14 protein-coding genes are annotated in these 15768 nt (G+C 66.6%); 4 read left to right on the top strand and 10 right to left on the bottom strand.

Translation table 11 applies throughout. The annotated features are described in order from the left end of the window. Positions 1-20: 20 nt before the first annotated feature. From DWA33_RS13195 to DWA33_RS13185, 3 genes are all read right to left on the bottom strand, one after another. Entirely contained in the window at positions 21-1259 is a 1239-nt protein-coding gene (locus tag DWA33_RS13195) for a GNAT family N-acetyltransferase (protein ID WP_114358540.1), read from the bottom strand. An 82-nt stretch (positions 1260-1341) separates the two neighbouring features. Next, on the bottom strand, positions 1342-2094 hold the full coding sequence (locus DWA33_RS13190) for a glycerophosphodiester phosphodiesterase (protein WP_114358539.1): 753 nt from the start codon (positions 2092-2094) through the stop codon (positions 1342-1344). Between the two features lie 15 nt (positions 2095-2109). Further along, a complete protein-coding gene (locus DWA33_RS13185) occupies positions 2110-2577 on the bottom strand; it encodes a RidA family protein (RefSeq protein WP_114358538.1) in 468 nt (155 codons plus the stop codon). Between the two features lie 252 nt (positions 2578-2829). Here DWA33_RS13185 and DWA33_RS13180 point away from each other — a divergent pair, with 252 nt between their 5' ends. Beyond that, the gene (locus DWA33_RS13180) at positions 2830-3699 is read left to right on the top strand and encodes a cell envelope integrity EipB family protein (protein ID WP_114358615.1); all 870 of its coding nucleotides are present in this window, start codon (positions 2830-2832) and stop codon (positions 3697-3699) included. A gap of 120 nt (positions 3700-3819) precedes the next feature. Here DWA33_RS13180 and DWA33_RS13175 read toward each other — a convergent pair whose 3' ends face one another. Together DWA33_RS13175 and DWA33_RS13170 are read right to left on the bottom strand one after the other, a co-directional pair. Further along, positions 3820-5133 (bottom strand): DNA polymerase IV, encoded by a 1314-nt coding sequence (locus DWA33_RS13175; RefSeq protein WP_181902411.1) that lies wholly within the window; start codon positions 5131-5133, stop codon positions 3820-3822. After that, entirely contained in the window at positions 5112-5411 is a 300-nt protein-coding gene (locus DWA33_RS13170) for a DUF3572 domain-containing protein (protein WP_114358537.1), read from the bottom strand. Before DWA33_RS13170 ends, DWA33_RS13175 begins: the two co-directional genes overlap by 22 nt. A gap of 126 nt (positions 5412-5537) precedes the next feature. On the opposite strand from DWA33_RS13170, the gene DWA33_RS13165 reads away from it, so the two are divergent. Next, the gene (locus DWA33_RS13165) at positions 5538-5903 is read left to right on the top strand and encodes a response regulator (protein WP_114358536.1); all 366 of its coding nucleotides are present in this window, start codon (positions 5538-5540) and stop codon (positions 5901-5903) included. Positions 5904-5913: 10 nt separating this feature from the next. Beyond that, entirely contained in the window at positions 5914-7287 is a 1374-nt protein-coding gene (locus tag DWA33_RS13160; RefSeq protein WP_114358535.1) for a PleD family two-component system response regulator, read from the top strand. 232 nt (positions 7288-7519) lie between these two features. Here the strand turns inward: DWA33_RS13160 and rpmG are convergent, their stop codons facing one another. After that, a complete protein-coding gene (gene rpmG, locus DWA33_RS13150; RefSeq protein ID WP_011158674.1) occupies positions 7520-7687 on the bottom strand; it encodes a 50S ribosomal protein L33 in 168 nt (55 codons plus the stop codon). A gap of 400 nt (positions 7688-8087) precedes the next feature. Between rpmG and DWA33_RS13145 the strand changes: the two genes are divergently transcribed. Beyond that, the gene (locus DWA33_RS13145; protein WP_167443208.1) at positions 8088-9236 is read left to right on the top strand and encodes an MFS transporter; all 1149 of its coding nucleotides are present in this window, start codon (positions 8088-8090) and stop codon (positions 9234-9236) included. Positions 9237-9270: 34 nt separating this feature from the next. Here the strand turns inward: DWA33_RS13145 and DWA33_RS13140 are convergent, their stop codons facing one another. From DWA33_RS13140 to topA, 4 genes are all read right to left on the bottom strand, one after another. After that, positions 9271-10026 carry an NUDIX hydrolase gene (locus DWA33_RS13140; RefSeq protein ID WP_114358533.1) on the bottom strand — a complete coding sequence of 252 codons (756 nt, stop codon included), beginning with the start codon at positions 10024-10026 and terminating at the stop codon, positions 9271-9273. Positions 10027-10093: 67 nt separating this feature from the next. Next, entirely contained in the window at positions 10094-10522 is a 429-nt protein-coding gene (locus tag DWA33_RS13135) for a DUF983 domain-containing protein (protein WP_114358532.1), read from the bottom strand. Then, positions 10522-12867 (bottom strand): ribonuclease R, encoded by a 2346-nt coding sequence (gene rnr, locus DWA33_RS13130; RefSeq protein WP_114358531.1) that lies wholly within the window; start codon positions 12865-12867, stop codon positions 10522-10524. Before rnr ends, DWA33_RS13135 begins: the two co-directional genes overlap by 1 nt. Before the next feature lie 2 nt (positions 12868-12869). Further along, positions 12870-15608 (bottom strand): type I DNA topoisomerase, encoded by a 2739-nt coding sequence (topA, locus tag DWA33_RS13125; protein ID WP_114358530.1) that lies wholly within the window; start codon positions 15606-15608, stop codon positions 12870-12872. Positions 15609-15768: the final 160 nt, after the last annotated feature.

Genomic DNA, 15768 nt, shown 5'->3' with positions numbered 1-15768 from the left:
GTCCGCCGTGCACGGGCCGGTCAAGCCGGATCGGCAGGGTTACCTTTTCTGAACGGGGCGGCTTCGCTCAATTCGCGGCCCATCTCGTCGACATACATTCGTTCGCGCTTGAGATAATCGGCGATCGCGCGGCGCAGCGCCGGATCGGCGATGAAATGCGCCGAGTAGGTGGTCTGCGGCAGATAGCCACGCGCGATCTTGTGTTCGCCCTGTGCGCCGGCTTCGACGACCTTGAGGCCGCGCGTGATCGCGAAATCGATCGCCTGATAATAGCAGACCTCGAAATGCAGAAACGGGTGATGCTCGATCGCGCCCCAGTGCCGGCCGAACAGCGTGTCGCCGCCGATGAAGTTGATCGCGCCGGCGATCCAGCGGCCGTTGCGCTTGGCCATCACCAGCAGCACGTCCTGGCTCATGCTCTGGCCGATCAGGGAATAGAACTCCCTATTCAGGTACGGCCGCCCCCATTTGCGCGAGCCGGTCTCCATGTAGAAGTCGAAGAAGGCGTCCCAGGCGTCTTCGGTGATGTCGGGGCCGGTGAGGTGGTGGATGGTGATGCCGTTTCCCACCGCGTCGCGTCGCTCGCGCTTGATGCCCTTTCGATGGCGAGAGTTCAGCGTCGCGAGGAAATCGTCGAAGCTGGCGTAGCCGGCATTGTGCCAGTGAAATTGCTGATCGGTGCGTTGCAGGAAACCGCGTTCGGCGAGGAAACGCCACTCGCTTTCGCGCGCGAAGGTGACGTGTACCGACGACGCCTTGCTGAGGTCGCACAGCGCCATCAGGCCGTTCGCCAACGCGCCGCCGACGCGCGCCGGATCGGTACCGCCGCGGATCAGCAGCCGCGGCCCGGTCGCGGGGGTGAACGGCACCGACACCTGTAGCTTCGGATAGTAGCTGCCGCCGGCGCGCTCATAGGCGTCGGCCCAGCCGCGGTCGAACACGTATTCGCCTTGCGAGTGCGCTTTCAGATAGCACGGCACGACGCCGACGATCGCACCATCCTGCCGCGCGATCAGATGCCGCGGTCCCCAGCCGGTGCGGGCACTGGCCGACCGCGATTGTTCGAGCGCGGTGAAGAACGCATGGCTGAGAAAGGGATTGTACGCGGCTTGCGCTGCGGTGCAGGCGCTGCCGGAGGCGCCGGTTGCATCAGGAGGAGGAACGATCGTTCCTGAACGCGCGCAGGCGTCCCAATCGGCGGCCGCGACGGCTTCCACCGACGACACCGCTTCGAGCGTGATGTCCGACGAGCTCTTCAAACGGCTGAACCAGCAATGCAAGCGCAGGCGATCATGGCCACAGATTGGGCATTTCCCGATCGCGCTTCAAGACCGGCCGCGGTCACGTTTGTGGAACAAAGCCCTCGAAGATCACCTGGTCGGCATAGCGGGCCGCGTGCGCCCGTTGTTCCGGCGTCCGCACCGTCCAGCCCAGCAGCGCGCAGCCGAACAGGTTGCGGGCGATCCATGGCGCCGGTGCCGGAAGGTCGTCGACCCGATAAGCGACGAAATGCGGCTGGGTCCTGAGCCCGTGCTTCAGCGCGACCATCGGCTCGCGCTGCGCCTCGTCGAGCTTGGCCCAATAGGAGTCGTCGTAGCGGCGCTCGGCGGTGATGCCGCGCGTCAGCTTCGGCGCGAGCTGGCGCAGCGCCAGCACCTGGTCGGGATCGAACGACATCGCGGCGACCGGTCCCTGATAGCTCTCCAACACCTGAAGCAAGCGCCGTGCGAGCTTGCGGTCGCCGTCGAAATGGCTCTTCAGCTCGATCACCAGCGCCACGCGACCGGCGACGAGATCGCACAGCTCGCCGACCGACATCATCCGCTCTGGCGTGTCCTTGAACGGCACCTGCCGGAGCTGCGCGGCGGTCATCCGGAGCAGGGCGCCGTCGCCATCGGTCAGCCTGCCGAGATCGTCGTCGTGGTGGACCATCGCCTCGCCGTCGGCGGTGAGCTGGATGTCGACCTCGATGCTGAACCGGCCGGCGATCGCGGCGTTGATCGCGCCGGGCATGTTCTCGACAATGCCGCGGGCGCGATCGTGCAGGCCGCGATGCGCGACCGGTCGGGCGGTCAGCCAGTCGGGCGCGCGCATCGCAATGCTTCCTGATCAGGCGACTTCGAACAGGCCCTCGACCTCGACCGCGGCGTCGGCGGGCAGCGAGGCGACGCCGACGGTGGTGCGGGCGTGGCGGCCCTTGTCGCCGAACACGGCGACCATCAGGTCGGAGGCGCCGTTCATCACCTTCGGCCCGTCGAGGAAATCCGGCGTCGAGTTGATGAAGCCGCCGAGCCGCACCACGCGCACCACCTTGTCGAGATCACCGAGCGCCGCCTTGAGCTGCGCCAGCAGGTTGATCGCACAGGCGCGCGCGGCGGCGTTGCCCTGTTCGATCGACACGTCGGCCCCGAGCTTGCCCTTGGCGACCAGCTTGCCCTCGGCATCGAAGCAGACTTGGCCGGAGACTACCAACAGATTGCCGGTGCGGACGAAGCCGACATAATTGGCGACCGGGCTCGCCGGCTCGTGCAACACGATGCCCTGCGCGGTCAGTTTCTGCTCGATCACCCCAGTCATGCCGATCCCCATTGCTTTTGCCGTTTTGCCGGCGCGCCGCGCCGGGCGGTTCTGTTTGGCCGATTGCGCCGGCCGTTGCAAGCAAGCCGCCAAGCTGCAGGCAGGGGGAGGAGGGCGGGCCGGTTCCGTTCGCGCGGGTCCGAGGCGGGCGCTCCGTGATTTCACCGCAATCCGGTGGTCCAGAAGGCTCCGGCCGTTGCGGTGAATCCGGCCACCACCTATTCTAGCGGTCACCGCTATCAGGGAGACGACATGCCCGTGTCACGACAGACGACGCGACCGAGCCGGGGGCTGCTGGCAATCGTGGCGGCCTTCGCCGTGTCGACCGGATCGGCGGCGGTCGCCGGGCCCGCGATCAACTTCCTGCCGCACCAGGCGCTGTACGATCTCAGCCTGCTGAAAACCCGCAACAACGCCTCGATCAGCACAGTGCGCGGCCGCATCCTGTACAACTTTTCTGGCAATGCCTGCGAAGGCTACACGTCGGACTTTCGCCAGGTGTCGGAAATCGAGAGCGGCGAAGGCAAGAACACGCTGAGCGATCTGCGCTCGTCGAGCTGGGAGGACGCGGCCGGCAAGAGCTATCGCTTCAAGATCGGCACCCGGATGGACGACTCCAAAGAGAGCGACGTCGACGGCATGGCCGAGCGCACCGGCGATCATATCACGGTGAAGCTGAAGCAGCCGGTGCAGAAGACCTTCCAGCTCGACGGCGCCACGGTGTTCCCGACCGAGCAGATCGAACGCATCATCGAAGCCGCGCGCGCCGGCAAATCGCTGCTCAACCTGTCGGTCTATGACGGTTCGGACAATGGCGAGAAGGTCTACAACACGCTGACGGTGATCGGACAGCCGATCAAGGGCAGCGGCGCGGTCGCGTCGCCCGATCCGTCCACAAGCGACGACGCAATGAAGTCGCTGACGCGCTGGCCGGTGACGGTGAGCTATTACGATCGCGACGCCAAGGCCAATGCCGGCGAACAGACGCCGGTGTATGCGATGTCGTTCGAGCTTTACGAGAACGGTGTGTCGCGCTCGCTGGTGCTCGACTACAACGACTTCGTTCTCGCCGGCGCGATGGGCAAGCTCGAGGTCAAGACCGCCGGCAAGCCGTGTAAGTAACAGAGGCCTTGCATTTCGTCATTGCGAGGCGTCGCGCGACGAAACAGTCCAGCGTCAACGCTTGGCGCTATTTGGATTGCTTCGCTTCGCTCGCCATGACGGCGGGACGATATCCGATCACTAGCGCGGCGGCTTCTGCACCCGATCGAACGCGATGCCGCGGATGACGGCGGCGTCGCCGAATTTCTTGCGCAGGTCGTCGATCGCGCGTTCGGCGTGAGCGGAGCGGCGATCGAGCATGTCGTCCTCAATCGGCCCGGTCTGTTCGGTGAGGGCGCTGACCCCGGTTCCGATCAGCCGGAACGCGGTGCCGTCGACTTCCTTGCTCAGCATCTCGCGCGACACCGCGAAGATCCGGCTCGCCATCTGGGTCGGCGCATGGATCGTCTGCGCCCTGGTGCGCTGGCGGAAGTCGGCGGTTTTCAGCTTCAAGGTGATAGTCGAGCCGGAGAGGGCGGCGCTCTTCAGCCGCGACGACACTTTCTCCGACAGCCGCCACAGGATCTTCTCCAGCGTCGCGAGGTCGCGGATGTCGTCCTCGAAGGTGGTCTCGTTCGAAATCGATTTGGCGCCGCGATCCGGCACCACCTTGCGGTGGTCGATGCCGCGCGCCAGACGCCACAGCCGCCGGCCTTCGTCGCCGAACTGCCGCATCAGCTCGATTTCGTCGGCGCGCTGCAGATCGGCGATGGTCCGGAAGCCGCGGCCCGCCAGCCGCGATGCCGTCGCCGGCCCGACGCCGAAGATGAAGCCGACCGGCCGCGGCGCCAGCATGTCGCGGGCTTCGTCCTGATCGAGCGCGGCGAAGCCCCGCGGCTTATCGAGATCCGACGCTATCTTGGCGAGGAACTTGTTGCACGACAGCCCGACCGACACGGTGACGCCGATGTCGCGCTCGACCTCGCGGGCGAATTTCGCCAGCACCTTGGCGGGGATCATGCCGTGCATCCGCTCGGTGCCGGCCAGATCGAGAAACGCCTCGTCGATCGACAGCGGCTCGACCAGCGGCGTCAGCGCCCGCATCGCCTGCCGCACCTCGCGGCCGACCCGGACGTACTTCGCCATGTCGGGCCGCACCACGGTCGCCGATGGGCACAGCGCCAGCGCCTTGAACATCGGCATCGCCGAGCGCACCCCGAAGGTGCGGGCGATGTAGCAGGCCGCCGACACCACGCCGCGCTTGCCGCCGCCGACGATCACCGGCTTGTCGGCGAGGTCGGGATCGTCGCGCTTTTCCACGGTCGCGTAGAACGCGTCGCAATCGACATGAGCGAGCGACAGCGACCCGAGCGACCGGTGCCGGACCAGACGCGGCGACCCGCAGGCCATGCAGCGCCGTGCCTCGGCGCGCTGGTCGGCGAGGCAGTCCCGGCAGAAGCCGGGTGCATTCCGCGGGCCCGGGTCGTCGCCACTCACGGCGTGTCGCGCTCCCATGGCTTGTCTTCGAGGACCTGAAGCGCTGCTGCGACGTTGGTGGGGTGGAGTTCGACCGAGTCGGCGAAGGCCTTGGCGGTGGCGTCGTCGCGCAGCACGAAGCTCAACACGCTGATTAGGAACTGCGGATCGGCGGCCGAGCTTCGCAGCGTCTCCGGGCCGATTCCGGTCTCGGCCAGGAACAGGCCGAGCCGCTCGGGATCTCCGGCGATGAAGGAAAGCGCCTGAATCGCCACGATTTCAGCCGCTTGGCGGGGGTCTTGAAGCCGCTTTCGCATCGGTTGTGTTTGCCTTTCCGTAACTTCTCGTCTGTATTTTATTCAATCATGCCCGAGTCTTGCGGCTTGTCGAACGATCGCGGGCCGCCGGCCCGGGCATTTTAGTGCGAGTAGTGGAGGGGCGGGATGGCGAAAACCGTCCTGATCGTCGAAGACAACGAGCTCAATATGAAGCTCTTTCGCGACTTGCTGGAGGCCCATGGCTACCAGACGGCCGGAACGAGCAACGGATACGAAGCGCTCGACCTGGTTCGCAAGCTGCGCCCCGATCTGATCCTGATGGACATCCAATTGCCGCAGGTGTCCGGGCTCGAAGTGACGCGCTGGATCAAGGACGATCCCGAACTCCGTCACATTCCGGTGGTAGCCGTCACCGCGTTCGCGATGAAGGGTGACGAGGAGCGAATCCGCGAAGGCGGTTGCGAAGCGTATTTGTCGAAGCCGATTTCGGTCGGCAAGTTCATCGAGACCGTCCGGCGGTTCATCGGCTAGGAGTAGCATCGTGTCAGCGCGTATCTTGGTGGTCGACGATATCCCGGCGAACGTCAAGCTGCTCGAAGACCGGCTGTCGGCGGAATATTTCGACGTGGTCACCGCGTCGAACGGCTTTCAGGCGCTGGAGATCTGCCAGCGCGCCGAATGCGACATCGTGCTGCTCGACGTGATGATGCCGGACATGGACGGCTTCGAAGTCTGCCGCCGGCTGAAGTCGAACCCGAAGACGCATTTCATCCCGGTGGTGATGGTGACGGCGCTCGACAGCCCGGCCGATCGGGTGCGCGGGCTGGAAGCCGGCGCCGACGATTTCCTCACCAAGCCGGTGTCGGACGTGGTGCTGATCGCGCGGGTGCGATCGCTGACCCGGCTGAAGATGATGACCGACGAGCTGCGGATGCGGGCGATCACTTCGCTCGAAATCGGCATGCAGGCGCCCGAGCGCGAGGCGGTGTCGGATCAGGGTAAGGGCGGCCGGATTCTGCTGGTCGACGACCGGCCGTCGTCCTACGAACGGCTGGCGCCGCTGCTCAGCGCTGAACACGATGTCGACGTCGAAACCAATCCATCGGAGGCGCTGTTCCACGCCGCCGAGGGCAATTACGACCTGCTGATCGTGTCGCTGGGACTGGAGAATTTCGACGGGCTGCGGCTGTGCAGCCAGGCGCGTTCGCTGGAGCGCACCCGGCACGTGCCGATCCTGGCGATCGCCGATGCCGAGAACAACGCGCGGCTGCTGCGCGGGCTCGAGATCGGCGTGAACGACTATCTGCTGCGGCCGGTCGACAAGAACGAATTGATGGCGCGGGCGCGGACCCAGATCCGCCGCCGCCGCTACACCGATCATCTGCGCGACAACGTGCAGCATTCGATCGAGATGGCGATCACCGATGGCCTCACCGGGCTGCACAATCGTCGCTACATGGAGAGCCATCTGGCGACGCTGGCGGAGCAGGCCGGGGCGCGCGGCAAGCCGCTGGCGCTGATGATCCTCGACATCGACTTCTTCAAATCGATCAACGACAGCTACGGCCACGATGCCGGCGACGACGTGCTGCGCGAGTTCGCGGTGCGGATCAAGAAGTCGATCCGCGGCATCGATCTCGCCTGCCGCTACGGCGGCGAGGAATTCGTGATCGTGATGCCGGAGACCGATCTGCACGTCGCCCAGATGGTGGCGGAGCGGCTGCGCCGCGCCATCGCCGGCGAACCGTTCGCGATCGAGAAGGGCACCCGGCGCATCGAAGTCACGATCTCGATCGGGCTGTCGACGCTGGAGCGCAAGGGCGAGCCGATCCCGGACCTCTTGAAACGCGCCGACACCGCGCTGTACCGCGCCAAGCACGACGGCCGGAACCGGGTGGTCGCGGCGGCGGCGTAGCCGAGGCAATCTGCACGACTTCACGATCACGTACGGTCGTCATCCCCGCGCAGGCGGGGATCCAGTACGCCGCGGCGCGTGCAATCTATGTTCGGCGCTCTGGAATACTGGGTCGCCCGCCTGCGCGGGCGATGACGTCTGTGGGCGGGGCGAAGGCTGCCGATCATCGCCCAAAATAGAAACGGGGCCCGAAGGCCCCGCGGAAGGAATGCCGTCAGTAGGCCGAAGCGGCTTACTTGATCTTGGCTTCCTTGAACTCGACGTGCTTGCGCGCGACCGGGTCGTACTTCTTCTTGACCATCTTGTCGGTCATGGTGCGCGAGTTCTTCTTCGTCACGTAATAGAACCCGGTGTCGGCCGTCGACACGAGCTTGATCTTGATGGTGACCGCCTTGGCCATGATCTCAAACCTCGAATTTGGGAATAAACAGGCGAGGTCGAACGTCAGGACCCGCGTTTGGCCGGCAAACTAGCCGCGAATGCCCGAAAGTCAAGGTTCTCGGCGGGTATTGCCGCGCGGGAGAGGCGAAATCGCTGTCGAGCGCGGAAATTGGCACCCAAACCAGCCAAAATCCACGCCAATCCGACAAGACGGCAATCTGCGCATCGCTGATCTTCCCGAGCGCGACCTCGATTTCGGGCCATGGCGGCCCATGTTCGGAAACCCGACCCCGATTCTTGTCTTAGGAAGGCCCCAGATGACCGCCAGCGAGCCGGCCCTGCGCGTTGCGGAGGATCCTCGACCCGAACCTTCGCCCAAGCCCGGCCCCGGCCGTGGGGCGGCGGCGCCGGGGCCGGCAATGAGTGCCGGGCTGACGCTGGCGATGGCCGCGGCCGCCGGCATCGGCGTCGCCAACATCTACTACAACCAGCCGATGCTCGGGGTGATCGAGCGCGATCTCGGCAGCCCGGCGCTGACCGGAATGATCCCGACGGCGACCCAGCTCGGCTATGCGGTCGGCCTCTTCTTGCTGGTGCCGCTCGGTGATCTGACCGACCGGCGGCGGCTGATCGCCGGCCAGTTCGTGCTGCTGGCCGTCGCGGCCGCGTTGGTGGCGTTGGCGCCGTCGGCCTGGCTGATCATTGCCGCGTCGCTCGCGCTCGGCGCCTGCGCCACGGTGGCGCAACAGGTGGTGCCGTTCGCTGCCGCGCTGTCGGCGCCGGAGCGGCGCGGCAAGACCATCGGTCTGGTGATGTCCGGGCTGCTCTGCGGCATCCTGCTCAGCCGGACGGTGGCGGGCTTCGTCGCCGGGCATCTCGGCTGGCGCGAGATGTTTTGGCTATCCGTGCCGGCGGCGCTCGCGGCGGCGGCGCTGATGGCGTGGCTGCTGCCGCGGCATCACGGCCACCTCGACATCGGCTACGGCGCCGCGCTGAAGTCGCTGGCGTCGCTGTGGCGCCACCAGCCGGCCCTGCGGCGCGCAACCGCGGTGCAGGCGGCGCTGTTCGCCTCCTTCAGCGTGTTCTGGACGGTGCTGGCGCTGCATCTGCAGGAGCCGCAGTTCGGCCTCGGAGCCCAAGCCGCAGGCTTGTTCGGCCTCGTCGGTGTGGTCGGCGTGCTGGCGGCGCCGATCTCCGGCCGGATTGCGGATCGAAGCGGGCCGGGGCCGGTGATCGCGATCGGCGCCGCGCTGGTGCTGGCATCGTGGGTCGTGTTCGGTCTGTGGGGCAGCGTGGCCGGACTGCTGATCGGCGTGGTGGTGCTGGATTTCGGTCTGCAGAGTGCGCTGATCTCCAACCAGCACATCGTCTACGCGCTGGTGCCGGAGGCGCGCAGCCGGCTCAACACCCTGTTCATGACCGGGATGTTCATCGGCGGATCGATCGGCTCGGCCGGTGCCGCATTCGCCTGGGCGCATGGCGGCTGGACGGTGGTGAGCCTCTATGGCGGCGCGCTGGCTGCAACCGCTTTGCTGCTCGAACTGACGGCGCGGTGGTCACGCCGTTAGGTCGAGGTCGCTCGTGCCGATGCTGGTCGGGGGCTCAGGCCCCCGGCAGCATGTCCTTCTGCATCTTACCGCCATAGAAATGGAAGAACGGCACCGGTGCGTCGTGGCGCAGCGGGCCGGTGGCGAGCCGGCGGTCGAGCTCGCCGAGCACGTTCTTGGTCATCGGATGCAGGTCGGCGAGCGGCTTGGAGCCGAGCTCGACCCACACCAGTTCGACCAGCTCGGCATCGGCATGCACCACGCCGTCGACGCGGTGCGCGATCGCCGAGGCATCGGCGGTGAAGAAACGGGTGTCGAACCGCTTGATCCGGCCGGGCGGGGTGATGGCGCGCGCGATCAGGAACAGGCCGGAGGGATCCGGCAGCAGGCCGGCCTCGGTGAACGGCTGCCACGGGCCGTTCAGTTTCGCCGGTGTACTGGTCCTGCAGCCGAGGCACAGCCCGGTTTCCTCGCAGGCTTCGCGGATCGCCGCGATCGCCAGCGCGCGGGCGCGGGACGGCGTGGTCTTCGGGCTGCCCTTGAGCAGATTGGCTTCGAGCTCCGGCGGGATCGGGGCCGCCACCGGGACGCGGACGTCGCTCTTGTCGACGCGGCCGCCGGGAAACACGAACTTGCCGGGCATGAACACCACGTTGTCGTGGCGCTTGCCGACCAGCACCTTCGGCGTCGAGGCGCTGCGATCGACCAGGATCAGCGTCGCGGCGTCCTTCGGGCGGAAATACGGGTGGTGGCTGGGTTCCTGGTGATCCTGCTCGACCTTCGGCTCGGCCTGCGTCGCAGTTTCGGTCATGTCGCTCCCATTGTCGTTTCTTGTTGGTGTTTGTCGTCGTTGTGCCGCCGCGTGCGTGGGCGTGCCGTCAGCGGTCGGGGTTGGTCTCGTCGAAGCCGTGCATCCGGAATGCCCATTGCAATCCGACCACGGCACCCTTGACCGGCTGCAGCAATAGCAGCGAAGCCAGCAGGGTGAAAGGCAGGTAGATCGCGAGCTGTAGCATCACCGGCGGCGAAAAATGCGTCTCGATCGACAGCGCGATCGGCACTACGATATGGCCGACGATGACGATCACCAGATACGCCGGCAGATCGTCGGCGCGGTGGCCGGTGAAATCCTGGCCGCATTGGTCGCAGCAGTCGGCGGTCTTGAGGAACGCGCGGAACATCCGGCCTTCGCCGCAGTTCGGGCAGCGGCCGCGGAAACCGCGCCACATCGCCTGCCAGACGTTGCGCTGCTGCGACGGAGCGGATTGCGGCGGCCAGACGATCGGCTCGCGTGACAGCGTGGTCATCAGCGTTTTCCTCTCCCGGACTTGGTTTTCTGTTTCGGCTTGGCCGCTTTCCGTGCTTTCGCCCGTCCGGGCTTGGCGCGCGCCGACTTGCCGCTTTCGGTCTTCAGCTTGGCCTTGCTCGTTCCCTTGGTCTTGCGTGCAGTCTTGCGGTGCGTGAATTCGACGCTGGCATTGCTCACCAGCTCGAACCGCAGCGCACCGGCCACCGGAGCAGCTTCCACCAGCTTGACGTCGACCACATCCCCCAGCCGGTGCATGGCCCCGCTGCGCGAGCCGATGAGCGCGTGGCGGGTTTCGTCGTAGTTGTAATACTCGTCACCGAGCGAGCGGATCGGGATCAGCCCGTCGGCGCCGGTGTCGCTCAGCTTGACGAACAGTCCGGCCTTGGTGACGCCGGAGACGCGTCCCTGGAAGGTGGCGCCGATCCGGTCCGCGAGATGGTGCGCGATCAGGCGGTCGACGGTCTCGCGCTCGGCCTTCATCGCGCGGCGTTCGGTGAGCGAGATCTGCGCCGCAACCTCCGCCAGCGTCTCGACCGTCTCGGACGGCGGCAGCGCACCGTCGCCGAGATCGAGCGCGCGGATCAACGCGCGATGCACGACGAGATCGGCGTAGCGCCGGATCGGCGAAGTGAAATGCGCATAGCGGCGCAGGTTCAGGCCGAAATGGCCATAGTTCTCGGAGCTGTATTCCGCCTGCGCCTGCGAGCGCAGCACCACCTCGTTGACCAGCGGCTCGGAGTCTTCGCCTTTGACCATCGCCAGGATGCGGTTGAACTGCGCCGGCCGCAGCGCGCCCTGCTTGGCGAACGACAGATCGAGCGTCTTGAGGAAGTCGACGAGGTTATGGACCTTCTCGACGCTGGGTTCGTCGTGCACCCGGTAGATCAGCGGCAGCGCCTTCTTCTCCAGCATCTCGGCGGCGGCGACATTGGCGAGGATCATGAATTCTTCGATCAGCCGGTGCGCATCGAGCCGCTCCGGCACGATGACGCGGTCGACGGTGCCGTCCGGCTTCAGGATGATCTTGCGCTCGGGCAGATCGAGGTCGAGCGGGTCGCGCTCGTCGCGGCCGCGCTTGACCACCGCATAGGCGTCGTACAGCGGCTTCAGGATCGTCTCGAGCAGCGGGCCGGTGACGTCGTCGGGCCGGCCGTCGATCGCCGCCTGGGCCTGGGCGTAGTTCAGTTTCGCCGCCGAGCGCATCAGCACGCGGTGGAACGAATGCGAGCGCTTGCGGCCCTGCGCGTCGATCACCATGCGGACCGCGAGGGCGCCGCGCGGCTCGCCCGGTTTGAGCGAACACAGATCGTTGGAGATCCGCTCCGGCAGCATCGGCACGACGCGGTCGGGGAAGTACACCGAATTACCGCGGCGCAGCGCGTCGCGATCCAGCGCCGAGCCCGGCCGCACGTAGTAGGCGACATCGGCGATCGCCACATAGACGATGACGCCGCCTTTGTTCGCAGGATCGGAGTCCGGCTCGGCGTAGACCGCGTCGTCGTGGTCTTTCGCGTCGGGCGGATCGATCGTCACCAGCGGCAGGTCGCGCCAATCTTCGCGCCCTTTGAGCGTGGCCGGCTGCGCGGCTTCGGACTCGCGGATCGCGGCCGAGGAAAAGTCCTGCGGGATGTCGTGGGTGTGGATCGCGATCAGGCTGACCGCCTTTTCGCTGGCGAGCGAGCCGAGCCGTTCCTTGACCCGGCCGGAGGCGAGGCCGAAGCCGCGGGTGCGGATCAGATCGACGCTGACGAGATCGCCATCCTCCGCACCGCCGGCATCGTGCGCCGCGATGTTGAGTTCGCGCCCGGCCTGCTTCTTGTCGACCGGGACCATCCGGCCGCCGCCTTGCGGCAGCGCGCGGAAGATGCCGAGGATGCGGGCCTTGCCGCGTTCCAGCACACGAATGACGCGGCCGACATAAGCGGGGCCGGCGTCGCGCGGATCGGCGGTCTCGACATGCAGCAGCGCGCGGTCACCGACGCCGGCTGCGGTGCCGGGCTTGATCCGGCGTGGGGTGTGGATGCGGATCTTCGGCGCGTCGCCGTCCTGCTCGTCCCATTCGGACGGGGTGGCGATCAGTTCGCCGTCGGCATCGCGCGAGACGATGTCGGCCAGCAGCGTCGGCGGCAGCGTGGCTGGCTCAGATACCTTGCGGCGGCCGCTCTTGCGGATGCTGCCGCCGTCGGCGAGCTCACGCAGCATTCGCTTCAGTTCGGCGCGATCGGCGTTCTTCAGGCCGTATTCGCGCGCGATCTCCCGGGTGCCGACCTTGCCGGGGTGGGCGCGGATGAAGGCGAGGAGAGTGGCCTTGTCCGGAAACTTCGCGTCGCGCGTCTTGCTCACATCTATCCGTTCTTGGCGGCGCTGCTCTTGGCCGCGTCTTTGGGCTTGGCGGCCTTCTTCGGCACCGCCGTCTTCGCCGCCACCGGCGCGCGCGCCTTGCTGGCGGCGGCGCTTTCGGCCTTCGGCTTGGCCTTCTTGGCGGCGGCCTTCTTCACCGGCTTGGCCTCACCACCGGCGGACGCCTTCTTGGCAGCGGCCTTTTTGGCCGGTGCCTTCTTGGCCTTGCCGCCGCCCTTGGCGGCGCGCTCGTCGAGCAGCGCGATCGCTTCGGGCAGGGTGATGGTGTCTTCGGTCTTGTCGTTCGGAATCGTGGCGTTGACGCCGCCGGCGGTGACGTAGGCGCCGTAGCGACCCTTCTTCACCGCGACCGCGCCGAGGCTCGGATGGTCGCCCAGCGCCTTGCCGGGATCGGAACCGAAGCGGCCCTTGCTCGGGCCCTTGGCGACCTTCTCGGCAATCAGCGTCACCGCGCGGTTCAGGCCGATGGTGTGGACGTCGTCGCCGGCTTCGAGGCTGGCATAGGTCTTTTCGTGCTGCACGTAAGGTCCGAACCGGCCGATGCCCGCCTTGATCGGCTGCCCGGTCTCCGGGTGCTTGCCGACTTCGCGCGGCAGCGCCAGCAGCTTCAGCGCCATTTCGAGATCGACATCGGACGGCGAGGTACCCTTCGGAATGCCGGCCCTCTTCGGCTTTTCGCCTTCGCCGTAATCCTTGGCCTCGCCGAGCTGGATGTAGGGGCCGAACCGGCCGGACTTCACCGCGACCTCGAGGCCGCTGTCGGGATCGGTGCCGAGCACGCGGTCGGCATCGCCGGCGCTGTCGGAGGCGAGCGGCCGGGTGTAGCGGCATTCCGGATAGTTCGAGCAGCCGACGAAGGCGCCGAACTTGCCGGCTTTCAGGTTGAGCTTGCCGGTGCCGCAGCTCGGGCACTGCCTCGGATCGCCGCCGTCCTCGCGCGCCGGATAGATGTGCGGTCCGAGCATCTCGTCGAGTACGTCGAGCACCTGGGCGACGCGCAGATCCTTGATCTCGTCGACCGCGCCGATGAAGTCGCGCCAGAAGTCGCTCAGCACCTGTTTCCAGGACACTTCGTTATTGGAGATCCGGTCGAGATCTTCCTCGAGCCCGGCGGTGAAGTCGTATTCGACGTAGCGGGTGAAGAAGCTCTCCAGGAACGCGACCACGACGCGACCCTTGTCCTCGCCGTGCAGCCGCTTCTTCTCCAGCCGGACGTAGCCGCGATCCTTCAGCACCTGCAGAATGGAGGCGTAGGTCGAGGGCCGGCCGATGCCGAGCTCTTCCATCCGCTTCACCAGCGAGGCTTCGGAAAACCGCGGCGGCGGCTCGGTGAAGTGCTGGGTGACGGCGAGCGCCTCGCGCTTCAGCGCCTCGTTCTCGCTCATCGCGGGGAGGCGGCGGCTGTCTTCGTCCTCGGAATCGTCGTCGCGGCCTTCCTGATAGGCGGCGAGGAAGCCGTCGAACTTCACCACCTGGCCGGTGGCGCGCAGTTCCAGCAGGCGTGACCCGGCCTTCGCCTCGATGTCGACCGTGGTGCGCTCGAGCTCGGCGGATTCCATCTGGCTGGCGACGGTGCGGATCCAGATCAACTCGTACAGCCGGGCCTGGTCGGATTCGAGCCGGCGACTGACGTCGGCCGGGCGGCGCGACAGGTCGGTCGGGCGGATCGCTTCGTGGGCTTCCTGCGCGTTCTTGGCCTTGGCGGTGTATTGCCGCGGCGCATCCGGCACATAGGCATTGCCGAAATCCTCGGCGATCACCTTGCGCGCCTGAGTGATGGCGGACGGGTCGATCTGCACGCCGTCTGTTCGCATATAAGTAATGAGACCGACGGTCTCGCCGCCGATGTCGACGCCTTCATACAGCCGCTGCGCCACCCGCATGGTGTGCGCCGGGGCGAAGCCGAGCTTGCGGCTGGCTTCCTGCTGCAGCGTCGAGGTGGTGAACGGGGCGTAGGGGTTTCGGCGTGCCGGCTTGGCTTCGACGGTGGCGACCCGGAAGTTCGCCGCTTCGATTGCCTTCTTGAAGTCCTCGGCTTCGGCGCCGGTGCCGATATCGAGCCGCTGGATCTTCTTGCCGTCGGCGCCGACCAGCCGCGCCTCGAAGGTATCGCCGCGCGGCGTCGCCAAAGTGGCGATCAGCGACCAATACTCGCGCGGGACGAATTTCTCGATCTCGGTTTCGCGGTCGCACACCAGCCGCAGCGCCACCGACTGCACCCGGCCGGCGGAGCGGGCGCCGGGCAGCTTGCGCCACAGCACCGGGGAGAGGGTGAAGCCGACCAGATAGTCGAGCGCCCGGCGCGCCATATAGGCGTCGACCAGCGCACCGTCGATCTGGCGCGGATGCTTCATCGCGTCGGTGACCGACTGCTTGGTGATGGCATTGAACACCACGCGCTCGACCTGTTGGTCCTTCAGCGCACGCTTCTGCTTCATCACCTCCAGCACGTGCCAGGAGATCGCCTCGCCCTCGCGGTCAGGGTCGGTGGCGAGGATCAGCTTGTCTGCATTCTTCAGAGCTTTGGCGATGTCGTTGAGCCGGCTCGCGGCTTTTGGGTCGACCTCCCAGATCATCTGAAAGTCGGCATCCGGGTCGACCGATCCGTTCTTGGCCGGCAAGTCGCGCACGTGCCCGAACGAGGCCAGCACCTCGTAGGACGAGCCGAGATATTTGTTGATCGTCTTGGCCTTCGCCGGCGACTCGACAATGACGAGGTTCATCGCATTCCAGGCGTCAGAATGAAGAGAAAAAGGCCGGACTGCGAGACTCGCGCCGGCCGGATTGCCCGGAACATGGGTGGTGACGGGGGCGCTGTCAAATCGCCGGCCAGGGCGATCGAGCGAAACCAGACCTACTTACGATCGAAGTTCGCAAAACATT

Origin of the sequence: Rhodopseudomonas pentothenatexigens (genome assembly GCF_900218015.1) — a bacterium.
GTDB classification, from domain to species: domain Bacteria; phylum Pseudomonadota; class Alphaproteobacteria; order Rhizobiales; family Xanthobacteraceae; genus Rhodopseudomonas; species Rhodopseudomonas pentothenatexigens.
The sequence above is the reverse complement of the archived record's forward strand: the minus strand, read 5'-3'. Positions and strand labels throughout refer to the sequence as shown.